Origin of the sequence: Sulfuracidifex metallicus DSM 6482 = JCM 9184, from assembly GCA_032834875.1 — an archaeon.
In the GTDB taxonomy this organism is placed as follows: Archaea; Thermoproteota; Thermoprotei_A; order Sulfolobales; family Sulfolobaceae; genus Sulfuracidifex; species Sulfuracidifex metallicus.
Genome location: CP135238.1, coordinates 478,850 through 494,328, shown reverse-complemented (window position 1 = coordinate 494,328; position 15,479 = coordinate 478,850). Strand labels below are relative to the sequence as shown.

18 protein-coding genes are annotated in these 15,479 nt (G+C 41.2%); 12 read left to right on the top strand and 6 right to left on the bottom strand.

Features of this window, described 5'->3' with window-relative positions:
- Positions 1 to 12: 12 nt before the first annotated feature.
- Genes RQ359_RS02855 through RQ359_RS02845 form a run of 3 tightly spaced genes read right to left on the bottom strand, consistent with a single transcriptional unit; the run spans position 13 to position 2,116 of the window.
- Positions 13 to 324, bottom strand: a complete 312-nt coding sequence (locus RQ359_RS02855) for a winged helix-turn-helix domain-containing protein (RefSeq protein ID WP_338116936.1) — start codon at positions 322 to 324, stop codon at positions 13 to 15.
- 44 nt (positions 325 to 368) lie between these two features.
- Positions 369 to 1,739: a dihydrolipoyl dehydrogenase family protein gene (locus RQ359_RS02850; protein ID WP_156016129.1), complete on the bottom strand. Its 1,371-nt coding sequence runs from the start codon at positions 1,737 to 1,739 to the stop codon at positions 369 to 371.
- A 2-nt stretch (positions 1,740 to 1,741) separates the two neighbouring features.
- Positions 1,742 to 2,116 carry a hypothetical protein gene (locus RQ359_RS02845; protein ID WP_054838227.1) on the bottom strand — a complete coding sequence of 125 codons (375 nt, stop codon included), beginning with the start codon at positions 2,114 to 2,116 and terminating at the stop codon, positions 1,742 to 1,744.
- Between the two features lie 62 nt (positions 2,117 to 2,178).
- On the opposite strand from RQ359_RS02845, the gene RQ359_RS02840 reads away from it, so the two are divergent.
- The gene (locus RQ359_RS02840; protein ID WP_054838226.1) at positions 2,179 to 2,817 is read left to right on the top strand and encodes a tRNA(Phe) 7-((3-amino-3-carboxypropyl)-4-demethylwyosine(37)-N(4))-methyltransferase; all 639 of its coding nucleotides are present in this window, start codon (positions 2,179 to 2,181) and stop codon (positions 2,815 to 2,817) included.
- Here the strand turns inward: RQ359_RS02840 and RQ359_RS02835 are convergent.
- The 3 genes from RQ359_RS02835 to metG are packed head-to-tail and all read right to left on the bottom strand — an operon-like array spanning position 2,743 to position 4,680.
- Entirely contained in the window at positions 2,743 to 3,363 is a 621-nt protein-coding gene (locus RQ359_RS02835) for a 7-carboxy-7-deazaguanine synthase QueE (RefSeq protein ID WP_338116937.1), read from the bottom strand. The genes RQ359_RS02840 and RQ359_RS02835 overlap by 75 nt on opposite strands.
- The gene (locus RQ359_RS02830; RefSeq protein ID WP_054838225.1) at positions 3,344 to 4,333 is read right to left on the bottom strand and encodes an NOG1 family protein; all 990 of its coding nucleotides are present in this window, start codon (positions 4,331 to 4,333) and stop codon (positions 3,344 to 3,346) included. Before RQ359_RS02830 ends, RQ359_RS02835 begins: the two co-directional genes overlap by 20 nt.
- Complete coding sequence (gene metG / locus RQ359_RS02825; RefSeq protein ID WP_156016130.1) at positions 4,327 to 4,680, bottom strand: methionine--tRNA ligase subunit beta; 354 nt, start codon at positions 4,678 to 4,680, stop codon at positions 4,327 to 4,329. The genes RQ359_RS02830 and metG overlap by 7 nt, the downstream gene beginning before the upstream one ends.
- A 104-nt stretch (positions 4,681 to 4,784) precedes the next feature.
- Here metG and purC point away from each other — a divergent pair, with 104 nt between their 5' ends.
- The 11 genes from purC (at position 4,785) to RQ359_RS02770 (ending at position 15,479) form a co-directional block, all read left to right on the top strand.
- A complete protein-coding gene (gene purC, locus RQ359_RS02820; RefSeq protein ID WP_156016131.1) occupies positions 4,785 to 5,483 on the top strand; it encodes a phosphoribosylaminoimidazolesuccinocarboxamide synthase in 699 nt (232 codons plus the stop codon).
- Positions 5,480 to 5,734, top strand: coding sequence for a phosphoribosylformylglycinamidine synthase subunit PurS (locus RQ359_RS02815; RefSeq protein WP_240899947.1), 255 nt, complete (start codon positions 5,480 to 5,482; stop codon positions 5,732 to 5,734). The genes purC and RQ359_RS02815 overlap by 4 nt, the downstream gene beginning before the upstream one ends.
- Positions 5,724 to 6,398 carry a phosphoribosylformylglycinamidine synthase I gene (gene purQ, locus RQ359_RS02810; protein ID WP_054838224.1) on the top strand — a complete coding sequence of 225 codons (675 nt, stop codon included), beginning with the start codon at positions 5,724 to 5,726 and terminating at the stop codon, positions 6,396 to 6,398. The genes RQ359_RS02815 and purQ overlap by 11 nt, the downstream gene beginning before the upstream one ends.
- Positions 6,395 to 8,500, top strand: a complete 2,106-nt coding sequence (purL, locus tag RQ359_RS02805; RefSeq protein WP_054838223.1) for a phosphoribosylformylglycinamidine synthase subunit PurL — start codon at positions 6,395 to 6,397, stop codon at positions 8,498 to 8,500. Before purQ ends, purL begins: the two co-directional genes overlap by 4 nt.
- Positions 8,490 to 9,845: an amidophosphoribosyltransferase gene (purF, locus tag RQ359_RS02800; RefSeq protein WP_054838222.1), complete on the top strand. Its 1,356-nt coding sequence runs from the start codon at positions 8,490 to 8,492 to the stop codon at positions 9,843 to 9,845. Before purL ends, purF begins: the two co-directional genes overlap by 11 nt.
- A gap of 2 nt (positions 9,846 to 9,847) precedes the next feature.
- Positions 9,848 to 11,059 (top strand): amidophosphoribosyltransferase, encoded by a 1,212-nt coding sequence (locus RQ359_RS02795; RefSeq protein WP_054838221.1) that lies wholly within the window; start codon positions 9,848 to 9,850, stop codon positions 11,057 to 11,059.
- A 5-nt stretch (positions 11,060 to 11,064) separates the two neighbouring features.
- Positions 11,065 to 12,492: a phosphoribosylamine--glycine ligase gene (gene purD / locus RQ359_RS02790; protein WP_054838260.1), complete on the top strand. Its 1,428-nt coding sequence runs from the start codon at positions 11,065 to 11,067 to the stop codon at positions 12,490 to 12,492.
- On the top strand, positions 12,486 to 13,460 hold the full coding sequence (purM, locus tag RQ359_RS02785) for a phosphoribosylformylglycinamidine cyclo-ligase (RefSeq protein ID WP_156016132.1): 975 nt from the start codon (positions 12,486 to 12,488) through the stop codon (positions 13,458 to 13,460). Before purD ends, purM begins: the two co-directional genes overlap by 7 nt.
- A gap of 56 nt (positions 13,461 to 13,516) precedes the next feature.
- Positions 13,517 to 13,981 (top strand): hypothetical protein, encoded by a 465-nt coding sequence (locus tag RQ359_RS02780; protein ID WP_054838220.1) that lies wholly within the window; start codon positions 13,517 to 13,519, stop codon positions 13,979 to 13,981.
- A 43-nt stretch (positions 13,982 to 14,024) separates the two neighbouring features.
- A complete protein-coding gene (locus RQ359_RS02775) occupies positions 14,025 to 14,228 on the top strand; it encodes a ribbon-helix-helix domain-containing protein (RefSeq protein WP_457921234.1) in 204 nt (67 codons plus the stop codon).
- A 75-nt stretch (positions 14,229 to 14,303) separates the two neighbouring features.
- The gene (locus RQ359_RS02770; protein ID WP_054838219.1) at positions 14,304 to 15,479 is read left to right on the top strand and encodes an argininosuccinate synthase; all 1,176 of its coding nucleotides are present in this window, start codon (positions 14,304 to 14,306) and stop codon (positions 15,477 to 15,479) included.

The window sequence follows — 15,479 nt, the reverse complement described above, 5'->3', positions numbered from 1 at the left end:
TCAATGAGCAAATTAAGCTTTCCTTTTTTTCTCCATTCCCTCCAATTCCTTGAGCACGTCTAAATACATGTTGAAGAAGGAGGTAATTTTGTAAAGTGCACCGTATTTATCATTTTCTTTATAAACTAGTCCGTTAGATATCAGAACCTCCAGATGGTGTATGACAGTTTTGTAATCCAGGTTCAATGATGAGGCTATCTTATTAGCATTCATTGGGGACTCTTCAAGGAGCCTTACAATCTTTAGTCTGGTCAAACCTCCACGGCTTGCGAAAAAAAGGAGCTTAAATAACTTCCTGACCTCCTTCCTTTCTTTATCATTCACGCTATCGTGAGATACATATGTGCGGGTTTATGTATTTTTTCCATTTAGTACATTTCTCCTGCCACCGCTCTTTGCACTGCTTCGCTTATTACTTCAGTCACAGTGGGATGTGAGAAAGTTACTGGATATAACGAATTAACGGTTGATGATAATTCCATAGCCATGCTTATTGTGTTTATGACCTCCGTTGCACCCTCACCGACCATATGGGCTCCTAATATTTTTCCGTCTTTCCCTACTATTAGCTTGAAGAATCCATGCGGTTCATTAAGAGTCCAAGCCCTTGGTATATCCTCCATTTTAACCAATATTTCCTTTCCGTCTACACCTTCAGCCTTAAGATCGTCTATACTCTTACCCACGCTTCCTATTTCCAGATCTGCAAATATAGAGAGCGGCATGTATTTTGGCATGGAGGATGATCTTCCGGTAAGATTGTCTCCTGCAACTAATCCTTGTTTCCATGCCTTAGTTGCAGATTGAGGAACACCAGTTACGTCTCCTACTGCATATACTTTAGGATTAGACGTCATTGCCTTCTCATTGGTTATGATGTAACCTCTCTTGTCTACGTTAACCTTTATTGAGTTAAGGTCAATCCCATCCGTTACTGCTTTCCTTCCTATGGTTATCACTGCTAAATCTCCCTCAACATCCTCGGTAGAAGAAGGTGTCTCTACGTGGAACCTAACCTTTCCATCTGAACTCGTAACCTTAGACTTAGCTTGCAGGTAGATTTTGATCCCCTTCTCTTCAAGTCTAGACTTAACTGTGGAAGCTACGTCTTTGTCCAAGCCTGGAACTGGAAGGAGTCTTGGCATTAACTCTAGAATGGTAACTTCCTTTCCCATAGCTCTAAACAAGGTTGCTAGCTCAACGCCTGCAACTCCTCCCCCTACAATTATGACCTTTGGCGGGACGTAAGGCAAGTTCATTGCACTCCAAGGGTCTAAGACGTTTTTTCCGTTAAGAGGGAAATCTGGGATGGAGATAGGAACAGATCCAGTAGATATAATCATCTTATCTGTGGTAATTGTCTTGTTGCCAACTTTGACTTCACCTTCATGCTGGACCTCTCCCTTGCCGTTTATTACTGTTACACTATATTTTTCAAGGGTTCTCTGAAGGTTTAGTCTGATTCTATCTATTATTTGAGTTTTATACGCGTTTAAAGCGTTGTAATCTAGGGACAATTCGCTGTCATTACCTTTCTTTATCCAATTTGCCCTTTCAGTTCTAGATAACAGCTTAACTGCGTCAATTAAAGTCTTGGAAGGTATGCAAGCTCTATTTATGCATTCACCTCCCAATTGATCTTTTTCGACTATAGCTACCTTTTTACCTGCCTCCGCAGCCCTAACAGCTGCAGCAAGCCCGCCTACCCCTCCACCAATGACCGCTACGTCAAAGTCCATAGCTAACAATTCTCTCTAGATAGTATATAGGCTTTGAGCCTCACTGCAACTTCTGAGAAATCCCCGTCTACATGCATAGGTGGACAGTAAAGTGAGAAATATTCTAATTCAGTATAAACTTTGTATTTTTTATGAATGTCCTCCAAGGAATAGTTAAGGTTCAGGTAATCCTTTACGAAGTTAATTCCATTACATCTATTATAAATGATAGAGAGGAGTCCAAGGTCCATTAACCTTCTCCTTCCTTTTACTTCCATGATTACTGTCGTACCTAAGGGAATTTCATTCTCCTTGAATTCGTCAGGATTAATGTTCTTTATATATATTATATCTTCCTCGTCCTTTAGAAACCTATCTAGAACTTCCCTTAAAGACACTGTTAAAGTAGCAGAGAGAACTCATTTATAAGTTTTTTATCTGCCATCTAAAGCGTATCTACATGGATGAGTGGGAACAATTAAGAGAGAACGCTTGGGAAAGAATATTCAGGGATAAGGAAATAGGATACTTAGATCCTGACATATTCCCTCTTCTAGAGGCTTTCAGAAAACGCGAGAAAGCATATACTCAAAGTAGTTGTAGTGGAAGGATAACTATTATTGATTCTATGCTTCCTTGGTCTAGAAAACACTCCAGCATTATTTACAAGAACCATTTGGGAACTACAATAAACGACTTCAAGGAGATCCTTGGGCATGGCCAAGCCTGGAGATTATGGTTGGTTGTTCAAGGTCCAATAGTTCACGTCTATACTAGGGATGAGGAAGAGGCATGGGATATCTTGAGGGTAGCTAGATCAGTAGGCTACAAGCATTCTGCAATACTTTCTAAGAATTATAAAGGAATATTGGTTGAATTGAGGACTGGCATAAAGATAGTCCACTTACTACGTGAAAGGAAGGAGGAACTTATAACAGATGACTATCTCAAAACCTTGGTAAATACCTCTATTGAGATTTTGAATGAAGGAAAAAGAAAAATGGAGGAGTTAAGGCAAGCCATATTATCTGACGGAAATGATTCTGTGAAGTTGAGGGAGGACTCTGAAGGGAAGACCGAGGTTCATAACTTGAGTTGATAATTCCCTTAACGCATTAACGTAGTCCTCTCTTCTTCCATCAGGTTGTACTATAACCTTTTTGGGATCTATTCGCCTTTGACTAACGAAGCTGGAAACTTCCTTTAAGTCCTCCTCGTTTAATATAACAAATTTGTAGTACGTAGCCCATTCTACCTTATCATAACTCAGTTTGTGACCGCTGTTCCTTAGCTTTGGTGAAACTGAGAAAACGTCGACTAGTTCCAGAAGTTCCTTCTTAGGAGGTATTGTGCCATTAGTTTCAACGATTACCTTATGTCCTTCTTCCTTTAACCTCCTTACCAACGGAAATATGTCCTGCAGCAGAGGCTCTCCACCTGTTATTGTAGTAGTTTTAACGTTATTGTTGATTTGTGCCATAATTTCATCTAATGTCATCCTAGTTCCTTTCTCCCATGAGTATGTGGTATCGCACCAGACGCATCTCAGGTTACATTTAGCAAGTCTAATGAAGTTAGATGGAGTGCCTATGACATCCCCTTCTCCTTGGATTGAAGTAAATATCTCAATTATCCAGTAATCCACGGTTGAGAGGTATCCCTAGTGCTTTTAAGATTTCCCTTTTTAGCTCTTCTAATCCTATACCTTTCTCTGCGCTAATCTCCACTGCATTATTAATCAATTTCATTAACGATTGATAATATGTTTCATCCTTTTCATCAATTTTATTTATTACTGGTATAACCTTCTTTCCACTTAACGATCTAACCTCTTTATATAAAGAAAACTGATCGTCTACCCCATAGTAAGAGAAAGGTGACACGTCGAACATGAAGACCGTAATTCCGCTTAGGTTCCTAAGCGCGTTTATACTTTTCAGTTCTATTTGGTTTCTCTCAGAGTTAGGTCTGTCCAATATTCCAGGCGTGTCTATGAACTGTATTAAAGCGTCTCCTTCTCTAATGTGACCTACATGAATATCCTTAGTAGTAAAGGGGTAATTGGCTATCTCAGGCTTAGCCCGAGTTATCCTGGATATCAGAGTCGATTTTCCTACATTAGGAGAGCCAGCAACGATTACAGTAGGTAGCTTTGGATCTACTGTCATCATCTTCTTAAGCTGAACTATGACCTTTATGAGGAAGGAAGTACATTCTCTATTCTTTCTAAGTATAGACGATGTTCTGCCGAAAGTTTTCCTCATTATTTCATTGGCTTGATCCTCATCCGATGACTTTATCTTTTGAATGCCTTCCCTCAATGCCCTCATAGCTAGATCAGCAGTCCTCTTGGTATTGAACAAACAGATCTTTATTCTATCGATGTCAGCTAATATTTCAATACTCTCTCTATAGAATGGATGCAATTTCTCTATTCTGGGGAATTTATTTACGAAAGTGCTATACTTCTCGACTTGATTTATGTAGGTTAATAGCCTGTTTATTTCCCTTTCCTTTACGGTCTTTCCTCCTATCTTGGGAAGCCTATTAAGGACTATTTCAATTACATCGTCCACTTCAGGCGGAACAGGAACCCTTTCGAAGGGAGTTAACATATTGTCGTTCCAGGGGGAACTTCCCCATCTACAGTTAGAAGTCTAGGTCTAATTCCTTTCTGTTCATCCTCCTTACAGCCCGCAGCTAATATCATTCCTTGGCTTTCGTAACCTCTTATTGTTCTAGGCTTTAGGTTAGCCACGAGAATTACCTTTTTACCCACCATTTCCTCAGCCGTATATAACTCAGCTATCCCAGATATTATCTGTCTCTCTTCACTTCCTATGTCCACGACTAATTTGAGGAGTCTAGTTCCTTCTATTCTTTCGGCATTTTTGACTAAGCCTACAATTAGTTTGACCTTTGATAGCTCATCTATTGTTATTTGATCTATCTGACTTGACATACATCCCCCTCATGGAACTAATAAATAAATCAATTTTTACTTGTGCAAGTAAATACTCACCTTAAATTAGTGAATCTTTTTAACTTGTCCAAGTTAAAGCGGATATGGGGGAAAAGTTAGGGGAAGGGAAGACAAAAGAAGTTTTTGACATGGATGAAGATCATGTTTTATTGAAGTTCAAGGATTCAATAACAGCGGGAGACGGACTAAAGAAGGACGAAATGGAAGGTAAGGGTATCCTTAACGCTCAGACCTCAGCGATATTATTTCGTCTCCTTGAAAAGGAAGGAATCAAAACTCATTATGTAGGGATGAAAGACGAAAGGACGATGATAGTAAAGAAGCTGTCAATGATACCAGTTGAGGTAGTTGCGAGGAACATAGCTACTGGAAGCATAGTCAAGAGGCTTCCAATAAAAGAAGGAGAAGTCTTCAATCCTCCGATAGTTGAGTTCTTCCTGAAGGATGATGCAAGGCACGATCCTCTTCTTAATTATTCTCATATGGAGTATTTTAAATTGATGAATAGAAAGGAAGCAAATGAATCTGAAGAAATCATAAAGAGAGCAATAAATGTGATTTCAGACTACATAAAGAAAAGGGGATTAATCCTATTCGACCTTAAGCTTGAGTTCGGCAGAATCGACGGCGAGATGATAGTAGGAGATGAGATATCCTTGGATAGCATGAGGGTTAGATCTCCTAATGGAGATATTTACGACAAGGATCTCTATAGACGCGGCGAAAGCTTGGAAAAGGTTAAGTCAAGGTATCAGGAGTTCTTGAGGCTGATCTCAAATTGATTTATGAAATTGAAATGATTATAACAACAAAGGAGAACGTTAGGGATCCTGAAGGCGAGAGCATAAAAATGTACGCAGTTGACAAGGTAGATGGTAGCGTATCCGAAGTTAGGGCAGGGAAATATCTTCTTTTCAGAATTGATGCAGAGAGCGAGACTGAGGCAATGGAAAAGGTGAAAATGATTGCAGACAAAGCCAGACTTTACAACCCTATAATACATCAGGTAAAAGTGAGGTCAATTGGAAGGTAAGAAAATTGCTGTTTTAAAATTCCCAGGGACTACGTGTGAGCTAGACGTGGTGAAGGCATTGAGGGAAGCTGGCGGTAATCCTCAGGTAGTTAGGCACGACCGATTCGATCCTGATGAGTTCGACTCCGTCGTTCTCCCTGGAGGTTTCAGCTACGGTGACTACTTAACGGCCGGGGCAATAGCCTCCAGCAGCGAGGCTATGAGAGGAGTTAAAGAAATGTCTGATGAAGGAAAAGTAGTTCTCGGAATTTGTAACGGTTTTCAAATACTGGTATGGAGTGGACTTTTAGAAGGGGCTTTGCTCGAGAACATTAATCGTAGGTTTGTAAGTAAATGGGTATTCGTGAAGGTTATCGACGATGGAACTCCTCTAACTAAGGGACTAAAGGGCAGAGTTCTGAGGTTACCAATAGCTCATGCTGAGGGAAGATACTATCACGAGAGATTAGAAAGGGTTAAGCCTATTCTGATTTATTCGTCAGAGAGAGGGGACGTAAGTGAGGAATACAATCCCAACGGTTCAGTTATGAACATTGCCTCAGTGTCAAACGAGGCAGGGAACGTAATAGGTATGATGCCACATCCAGAAAGAGCATCTTTTTCCAACATATCTCCCTTTGGCAATCCAGATGGGCTTCTAATTTTGAGGGGGATAGTGAAATGACCTTATTCGAAGAGGAGAAGAGGACGATAAGAGAGAGGCTAGGAAGGGAGCCATCAAAGGAAGAATGGAGTGTATTGGACGCAGTATGGTCAGAGCATTGCTCTTATAAATCTTCTAAGTTCTTTTTGAGAAGCCTTCCAAGTACTGGAGAAAGGGTTGTGATGGGAATTGAAGATTGGCAGGACGCTGGTGCAGTAGACATAGGAGATGGCTATGCTCTAGTTCTAAAGGTAGAGAGTCACAACCATCCCTCTGCAATAGATCCCTTCAACGGTGCGGCGACTGGTGTGGGAGGAATTATAAGGGATATTATAAGCAAGGGAGCTTATCCCATAGCTCTATTGGACATGATAAGGATAGGAGAACTCAACAAGGAAAGAAACAGATGGCTACTGAGGAACATAATAAAGGGAATAGGATTCTACGGTAACAGCGTCGGTGTTCCTGTAGTTGGAGGAGAGTTATCCTTCGATTCAACATATGATGATAATCCGTTGATTGATATTGCATGCTTAGGCGTAGTAAAGAAAGATAGAATAGTTCCAAGCGTAGTCACTGAGCCTGGGTTAAGTTTAGTGTTAACGGGTCTTACTGGCATAGATGGTCTAGGAGGGGCCTCGTTTGCATCACGTAAGCTAAGTGGGGAGGACGAAATAGGCGCGGTACAGATAGCTGATCCCTTCGCTGGAAAGATCAACATAGACTCAACTCTGGAAATAGCTACTAAAGTTGAGGCAATCAAAGACTTGGGAGGAGGAGGCTTAGCAGTTGCAGTGACAGAGATGGCCAACGGTTTAGGGGCAGTTGTGGAGCTTGACAAGGTTCCGCTTAGAGTTAAGGGCATGAGACCCGAAGATATAATGATATCAGAAACCCAGGAGAGGATGCTCTTCGCAGTGAAACCTGAACTAGTAGATGAGATCTGTGAACCTTTCTTCAGGGACAAATATCCTTGTACTGTAATAGGGAGAACAACCGAAGATCATATGATAAGGTTCATATACGAAGGTAAAGAAATTGTAACGTTACCCAGCGAATTCCTTCTCACGCCTCCGAGATTCGTGTGGGATTTCTCTTACGAGGATAAACCCAACTCTGAGGATTTACCTCAATTGACAGAAGGAGTAATCAGAAGATTGCTTTCTCACCCAGACGTGACAAGTAAGGAATGGGCATATTCTCAATTCGATTACGAGGTAGGAACTTCAACTGTAATAAAACCGGGAGAGGCAGATGCGGCTGTAATCCTTTTGCCCAACGGTAAGTATCTCGCAATTAAGGGAGATGCTAACCCTGACCTCTGCGCGTCAGATCCCTATGAATGCGGGAAGATGATATTTGCGGAGGCATATAGGAACTTAGCCACAGTGGGAGGAAAGGGAATTGTTGCTGTGGACCATCTTCAGTTCGGCGACCCGAGGAAACCAAAGGTTTACGGTGCCTTCATCGAGGCAATAAGGGGCATTTCTGAAGCGTCGAAGGTATTTGATGTTCCAATTGTGGGCGGAAAGGTTTCATTTTACAACGAAAACAAGGATGGAAAGCCAATAAAACACACGCCACTAATAGTGATGGCAGGTCTATTGGAAAGGGAACCAATTAGACCCTCAGTAAAGTCTGGTCAAGTGTTAGTCCATATAGGTATTGCCAGAAACGAGATGGACGGGACTTTAGCTTCGAGGGTTTTGGGATTCAGAGGCAGACTTCAGAGGGCAAGACTTCACGAGGATCTTCTCTCTTCTGAGGTCGTAATGAAGCTAAGGTATCCGTTCATCAAAGACATATCCAGGGGTGGTCTTCTGACTGCCATATTTCCAATTATTGTAAAGGGATATGGAGTTAAGTTAAATTTGGAATCAATAGAAAGCGACAATAAAAACGACTTAGTTAGAATGCTATCTGAGGGAAGCGGCAGGTTTATCGTTGCGACTCAAGATCCTGAAAAGGTAATTCAATCAGCTTCAAGCAGAGGGATTGTCGCCAAGGTTATAGGCGAAGTGAACGACGAAAGTTACACCCTACACCTAAGGGAGAAATATGACCTCTCAAAGGAAGCTGAAAAGTTTGTTAAATATCTAGAGGAGATGTTGAATGTACCTTAAGGAACACTGTGGAGTTATAGCTGTAAGCTCGGCCTCTCCTCTTCCATTAAAGCTAACCTACGAGGGACTAAAGCTGCTTCAGCATAGAGGAGAGGAATCAGCTGGTATATCCTACTTAGAAGCTGGAAAGGTTAAGCTGAATAGGGGATTAGGATTAGTGGAAGAGGCTATAGACAAAGCAATAATTCTATCCTATACAACTTCATCCATAGGTCACGTGAGATATTCCACGTCAGGAGTATCCGACATAAGCGAGGCACAACCAATGAGCGACGGATACGTTACAGTTGCCTTTAATGGAACCATAACTAATTTCTTCAAGTTTGGGAACTATCCTACAGATACCTCATTTATCTTAGACTTCATTTCAAAGGAGGTAAAGGAAGGCAAGACACTGATTGAGGCAATAAGGCACTTCATGGAAGTTGCCGATGGTGCATATTCCCTCCTCGTGATGGACATAAAAGGAGACATATATGCTGTTCGTGATCCACAAGGTTTCAGACCTTTGGTACTCGGACGTGTTAACAATGCCATAGTTGTAGCGTCGGAGGATTCAGCAATAAGACAGCTAGGTGGAATTAAGTTGAAGGACCTTTCTCCTGGAGAGGTGATAGGAATAAGAGAAGGCAATATTTTTCTAAATGAAATAGTTAATTCTTCACGCAAGACCACATGTGCATTCGAATTCATTTATTTCTCTAGAGCGGATTCGTCAATAGACGGAAACCCGGTTTACATTAGCAGAATTAGATTGGGAGAAATTCTAGCTAAAAAGCATCCTGCTCCAGGAGAAGTTGTAGTTCCCGTACCTGACTCATCACGTCCTATAGCTTTAGGGTTCTCCAGAGCCAGCGGAATTCCGTTAGAAGAGGCGTTAATTAGGACTATTTCCTCTAAAAGGTCCTTCATCATGCCTACTCAAGAGGCTAGAATAGAAGCTTTGAAGGAAAAGTTTGGGATTGTTGAGAGCGCAGTCAAGGGTAAATCTCTGGTCCTCATTGATGATTCTATAGTACGAGGTAACACAATGAGGAGGTTGATTTCTAGGCTCAGATCAGCTGGAGCCAAGGAAATTCATGTAAGAGTCGGCTCTCCAATGATAAAGTATCCTTGTTATATGGGAATAGATTTCCCCAGTGCCTCGGAGCTTATAGCTAGATCAAAGAACGAAGAGAAAATATCTAAAGAGATAGGTTCTGACTCACTAGAATTTCTTACAGTAGACGAAATGATATCAGCCATAGGAACTACGTCCCTATGCGACGCATGTTTCACCGGGAATTATCCTCTGAAAGGTAATTATAATTTTTCTTCCTTAGATAAAATTTTTGGTAAGGTGTAAAAATGGCAGGTTTAATAGGTTTATTATCATTTGATAAAATTTGGAATATAAATAAATTTTTATATTATGGTTTAGTCGGTCTCCAACACAGGGGATACTCGCAGTCGGGTATCTCGTTGTTAAGTGAGGGAGGTATAATCAAGAGCATGAAGTCCAAGGTTGCACCAGAGGATCTTGAAGTGGGTGAACTTGAAGGGTGGGCAGGAATAGGTTATACAGGAACTTCTGGGTATCCCATTCAAGTCGATGGGCTAAGTGTGGCGATAGACGGAGTGCTTAGCGATCCAGATTCTTTCGTAAGTTTTCTTCAAAAGGATCCAAAGGAGGCAATACGAAGTACTCGTTTTCCATTTTCTTTTGTGGCAATAACTAAGGAAGGAAAGCTCATGGCTTACAGAGACCATTTAGGTCTGAAACCTCTTTCCTTAGGAGGATTCGGCTTTGACATGGCAATAGTGGCATCAGAAATGACAAGTATGAACGTGATAGGCGGAGAGTTTAGAAGGGAAATGAAGCCCGGAGAGTTGGTGATAATAGACAGATTTAACGTCAAAAGTGTGCAAGTAAGGGAACCTGAAAAGAATTACTGTTCTATAGAATACATATACCAAGCCAGGATAGACAGTTTTGTCAATGAAAATGACATTTATTCCCTCAGGCTTAGAATAGGAGAAAAGTTAGCAGAGGAATTTCCTATAGACGCTGATACTGTAATAGGCGTTCCAGATACTGCACTGCCTTTTGCTGTAGGTTATTCAAGGAAAACCGGAATTCCCTTGGATTTGGGCTTTACTAGAACTGGCAGTCCTATTAGGACAATGTTAGCCTCCGATGATTTTACGAAAGTCGTTGGAATCCAGCTCAAACTTAATCCCATAAAATCCGCTGTCTTTAATAAGAGAATGATACTTATAGATGATTCCATGGTTACTGGGACCACATTAAAGAATACGGTCTTCAACCTCAGGAGGCTTGGAGCCAAAGAAGTTCATATACTAATAGGAAGTCCTAAGCTTTCCAACAAATGCCCCTACGGAGTTGCTGTCCCTGAGGAAAAGGAGCTTATAGCAGCCAACCTTCCCGATTCGGAAATAGCCAAGGTTATAGGTGCGGACTCAATACATTGGCTTTCCCTAGAAGGCCTTTATTCAGCTATAGGACATAGAGCACTGTGCATAGGCTGCATGACGGGGAAGTACCCAACTAAATGGTGAAGAAGATGAAAGTATTAATAGTAGGAGACGGTGCAAGGGAGAACGCAATAGCCTCATCCCTTTCCTCTAAGTACAAGGTATATGCATTCTCTTCATATGTTAATCCTGGAATAAAGGAAGTAGTACAGAGAACTGAAGGAGAATATCTAGTCGGAGAAATAGAGCCAGCTCAGATTAGGGACGCAATCTCAAAGGTTAATCCAGATATGGGAATAATAGGACCAGAAGAGCCTCTTTTCCACGGCGTCTCTGACGAATTTAGGAAGGAAGGAATACCAGTCTTTGGCGCAAGCAAGAACAATGCTAGGATAGAGGAATCTAAGGTGTGGGCAAGGAGTCTTATGTGGAAATACGGCATACCAGGTAGACTTAGGTATAAGGCATTTCAGAGCATAGAAGAAGCTGCGGAGTTCATATCTAGATATGGAGGCTCACTGGCTGTAAAGCCAGCAGGTCAAGCGGGAGGAAAAGGAGTTAAGGTTATAGCTGATATACAAGCGTACCTTTCAAAGGAGAAGAGGGAGGCAATGGCGAAAAGCGTCAACGAGATTGGAACGTATTATAACAAGGAAGGAGAGCCGAAGATCATCGTGGAGGAGAAGGTTGACGGTCCAGAGTACACCCTTCACGTCCTTTCTGACGGCAACACCTTGCTTCCATTACCTTTAGCTCAGGACTATAAGAACGCCTATCAGGACGGCATAGGGCCAGAGACTGGAGGTATGGGCTCAGTTTCTGGACCGATGGAGTTGCTTCCGTTTATAAGCAAGGAAGAATATGAGGAAACGTTCGAAATAATTAAACAAACAATTTCAGCCATAGAGAAAGAAACAGGAGAGAAATACAACGGAGCGATAGCCGGTCAGATGATGCTCACTGGGCTTTGGGGACCAACGGTGATAGAATATTATTCTCGTTTTGGTGATCCAGAGGCCGCAGCTATAATTCCCAGAATTAAGGATGACTTTGGAGATTTAGTTGAGAAGACTGCTACCGGTCACCTAAACAAGGCAAAGGTTGAAGTTGACGAAAGGGCTTCACTGGTCTGGACAGTTTCTCCCTTAGGCTATCCGTTAGATAGAAAGATGGCCTCAAACCATAGGATATCAGTTGACGTAAAGAAAATAAGGGAGATAGGATGCGAGGTCTTCTTTGGTTCTGTATCCCTTGAGGACGGTTTTCTGGTGACCAAAGGATCAAGGGCGTTGGAACTGGTATGCTTAGGAGATCTTAACGAATCTAGGGCAAAGCTTACCAAATCTATTTCATGGATTGGCGCAGATACCGAACTTATCTATAGAACCGATATAGGATCTACTATGGAGGAGCAAATCCAAAAAGCTGAGGTAGTAAGGTATACTTACACTTCAAGAAGGAAGAAGGGATTTCTTGGGGCATCTGCTGATTGGTCTCCAAACGGTGGTTTATGGTGAACGAATATAAGAAATCCGGAGTGGATCTGGACTCCGTTAAGGGCATACATTCCGCAATTGTGGATATACTTTCAAAAACCTACAAGAATACAGTTCTAGGTGCTGGACATTATGCAGGCGTAATAAAGATAGGAGATCTCAATCTAGCCATGCATGTGGACGGGGTCGGAACTAAAACGCTATTAGCATTGAAGACTGGCATTCTAGACACAGTAGGAATAGACTGCGTCGCAATGAACGTCAATGACATTGCATGCGTAGGTGCGAGACCTCTAGCTATTCTTGATTACTTAGCTCTAGAAAAGGAAGACAAAGACTTAGTGATGTCAGTCCTTAGGGGCATCCTAAAGGGTGCGAATTATGCAGGTGCAGAGGTAGTCGGAGGGGAAACCGCAATAATGCCATCGGTTGTCAATGGCTTTGATGTATCTTGTTCTGTTCTAGGTAAGGTAGAGAAATTGATCACTGGTAAAGAGATATCTCCTGGAGACCTAGTCATAGGTCTACCTAGCAACGGATTACATTCCAACGGGTTTTCCCTTGTTAGAAGATTAATAGATGAAGGAAAGATTAGCTTGAAGGACTACGGCGAAGAAATCATGAAGCCAACGGCGATTTACTCAAATATAATCCTATCTGTTCTAAATAAAATAAAAGGTGCAGCACACATAACTGGAGGATCCTTCTCAAAGCTTCATAGGGTAACTGGTTATGGAATTGACATGAAAATGCCGGATCCACCAGAAATTTTTAAAGTTATAGAAAATGCTGGGGTTCCTCATGATGAAATGTATAAAGTGTTCAATATGGGAATAGGAATGATTTTATTTATTTCAGAGGAACATGTAGATGATGTTAAAAGGGCAATTGCAGAGAAAAATATCAATGCAATAGATCTCGGAAAAGTTACTAAAGACCATTCCGAGGTCATACTTAGGACATACAAAGGCAGTGTTCTTCATTTATAGAATGATCATACTTGTTTTTAAACTCTAATTCGTATAGTCCACTCTAGTGACTAAGCATGAAGCAGACAGATGTAAAGTCTTTAATAAATTATATAGCTCTAAAAATATTGGGAGGAAGTGACTACGTCCTCAATGCACTTGAGGAGTACCTAGTCAAAGGTGAGGGTCCAGCCTCAGTTGCATATAAGTATAACATCTCAAAGCATCAACTCCGTGGCTACGCGCAGAGAATTATTGAGAAAAGTGGAAGCGAGGGCAAGGCGAAGAAGATTGTCCCGATTCTTAAGGACATTTCAGTCAACATTAAACCGATTGTCAAGAGAAGTGATGATGGTATGTATAAATGCTCGATATGTAGCATGACAATGTCAAGAGAAGACACAGAAGAACATGTTAGAAAATATCACAAAGAGGCACTTACGGTAGCTATAAAAGAAATGCAGACACGTCTTGACCAGATAAAGCAGGAGCTGCAGAAGGCAAAGGAAGAGAAGACCGTAATATTTACTTCTGCAAGTTAATACTAGGCTAGGTTTTCTCCGTAATACTTCTTCTAAAGTTAATATGTTTTGGTTTCACATACTTTTTATTTGGGTATTACTTATATATCATGAGATTATGCGAAAGGTTGTAAGTGTCAGACTAAAGGAGGATGTTGTAAATGAAATTGACTTTTATTGTAAAAAATTAAATAAAGATAGTAGAACTGAGTTTATAAAGGAGGCACTAGATTTTTTTGTTCAAAAGAAAACTAAAGGAAACCTTTAACATGCTCTTTATAAAGAACAACGTGATTTTTATTATAGTCATCATTTATAACTTCATTAACATCGTTCTTTAGGGATGAAAATAGTCTTAGCATACTCTGGAGGTTTAGATACGACAGTTGCGATATCCTGGTTAAAGGAAACCTTCAAGGCCGATGTTATAACAGTTACTGTGGATGTTGGACAGCCAGACGACTTTAAGAGGATTGAGGAGAGGGCATATCAAGCTGGGTCTTGGAAGCACTTTACAATTGATGCAAAAGAGGAATTTGCTAATAATTACGTTAAGTATGCCATCCTTTTGAACGCACTTTATGAGGGAGTCTATCCACTTGCTACGGCATTGGCTAGGCCATTAATAGCGGAAAAGGTAGTTAACATAGCTAAGAAGGAAGGAGCTGAAGGTGTCGCTCATGGTTCAACTTCAAAGGGGAACGATCAAATAAGGTTCGATCTTTCGGTTAAAGCTTTGTATCCAGAATCAAAGCTAATTGCTCCAGCCAGAATCTGGAACATGACAAGGGATGACGAGATAAAGTATGCAAAGGAGAGAGGGATACCTATAAAGACTGAAAGTAGCAAATATAGCATAGACGAAAACCTTTGGGGAAGAAGCATAGAGGGCGATGTAATCTCTGACTCTATGACTCAAGTTCCCGAAGACGCGTTTGAATGGACTAAGAAAACCAAGACCGATTCCTCCACCATTAAGATAGGCTTTGATAAGGGAGTTCCAGTCTCGGTTGATGATGAAAAACTTAACTTATTAAAATTAATTCAAATTCTTAATTCGATTGTTGGAAGCCATGGTTTCGGCAGAGTTGATCATATAGAGAACAGAGTAGTGGGATTCAAATCAAGGGAAGTTTATGAAGCTCCCGCAGCGCTCACTTTAACGTTGTCACATCAGGACTTAGAGAAAACGGTCATGACACCTCATGAATTAAGGTTCAAAAGGTATATGGATTCAATTTGGTCAGATCTTGTATATCAAGGTCTTTGGTACGAGCCACTCAGGGAGGAAATACAACATATGGCTGAAGAAATGAATCGGTGGGTTACGGGGGAGGTCTTAGTTAAGCTTGAGGGTGCAGGTGCTATCGTAGTAGGTAGGTCTTCCCAATTCTCGCCATATTCAGAGAAGGTTGCCAGCTACAACAAGGGTTGGTATCCATCTGACGAGATGGCAAGGGGCTTCATAGAAATCTGGGGAATGCATTCTCTATTAGCTCATAAGACGAGGTTTGGATGA

Coding starts and splice junctions, on each gene's coding strand:
- purM (WP_156016132.1), top strand. CDS start 12,486: ATGGTGAACGAATATAAGAAATCCGGAGTGGATCTGGACTCCGTTAAG.
- RQ359_RS02775 (WP_457921234.1), top strand. CDS start 14,025: ATGTTTTGGTTTCACATACTTTTTATTTGGGTATTACTTATATATCAT.
- RQ359_RS02795 (WP_054838221.1), top strand. CDS start 9,848: ATGGCAGGTTTAATAGGTTTATTATCATTTGATAAAATTTGGAATATA.
- RQ359_RS02840 (WP_054838226.1), top strand. CDS start 2,179: ATGGATGAGTGGGAACAATTAAGAGAGAACGCTTGGGAAAGAATATTC.
- metG (WP_156016130.1), bottom strand. CDS start 4,680: ATGTCAAGTCAGATAGATCAAATAACAATAGATGAGCTATCAAAGGTC.
- purF (WP_054838222.1), top strand. CDS start 8,490: ATGTACCTTAAGGAACACTGTGGAGTTATAGCTGTAAGCTCGGCCTCT.
- RQ359_RS02780 (WP_054838220.1), top strand. CDS start 13,517: ATGAAGCAGACAGATGTAAAGTCTTTAATAAATTATATAGCTCTAAAA.
- purC (WP_156016131.1), top strand. CDS start 4,785: ATGGGGGAAAAGTTAGGGGAAGGGAAGACAAAAGAAGTTTTTGACATG.
- purL (WP_054838223.1), top strand. CDS start 6,395: ATGACCTTATTCGAAGAGGAGAAGAGGACGATAAGAGAGAGGCTAGGA.
- purD (WP_054838260.1), top strand. CDS start 11,065: ATGAAAGTATTAATAGTAGGAGACGGTGCAAGGGAGAACGCAATAGCC.
- RQ359_RS02830 (WP_054838225.1), bottom strand. CDS start 4,333: ATGTTAACTCCCTTCGAAAGGGTTCCTGTTCCGCCTGAAGTGGACGAT.
- RQ359_RS02770 (WP_054838219.1), top strand. CDS start 14,304: ATGAAAATAGTCTTAGCATACTCTGGAGGTTTAGATACGACAGTTGCG.
- RQ359_RS02850 (WP_156016129.1), bottom strand. CDS start 1,739: ATGGACTTTGACGTAGCGGTCATTGGTGGAGGGGTAGGCGGGCTTGCT.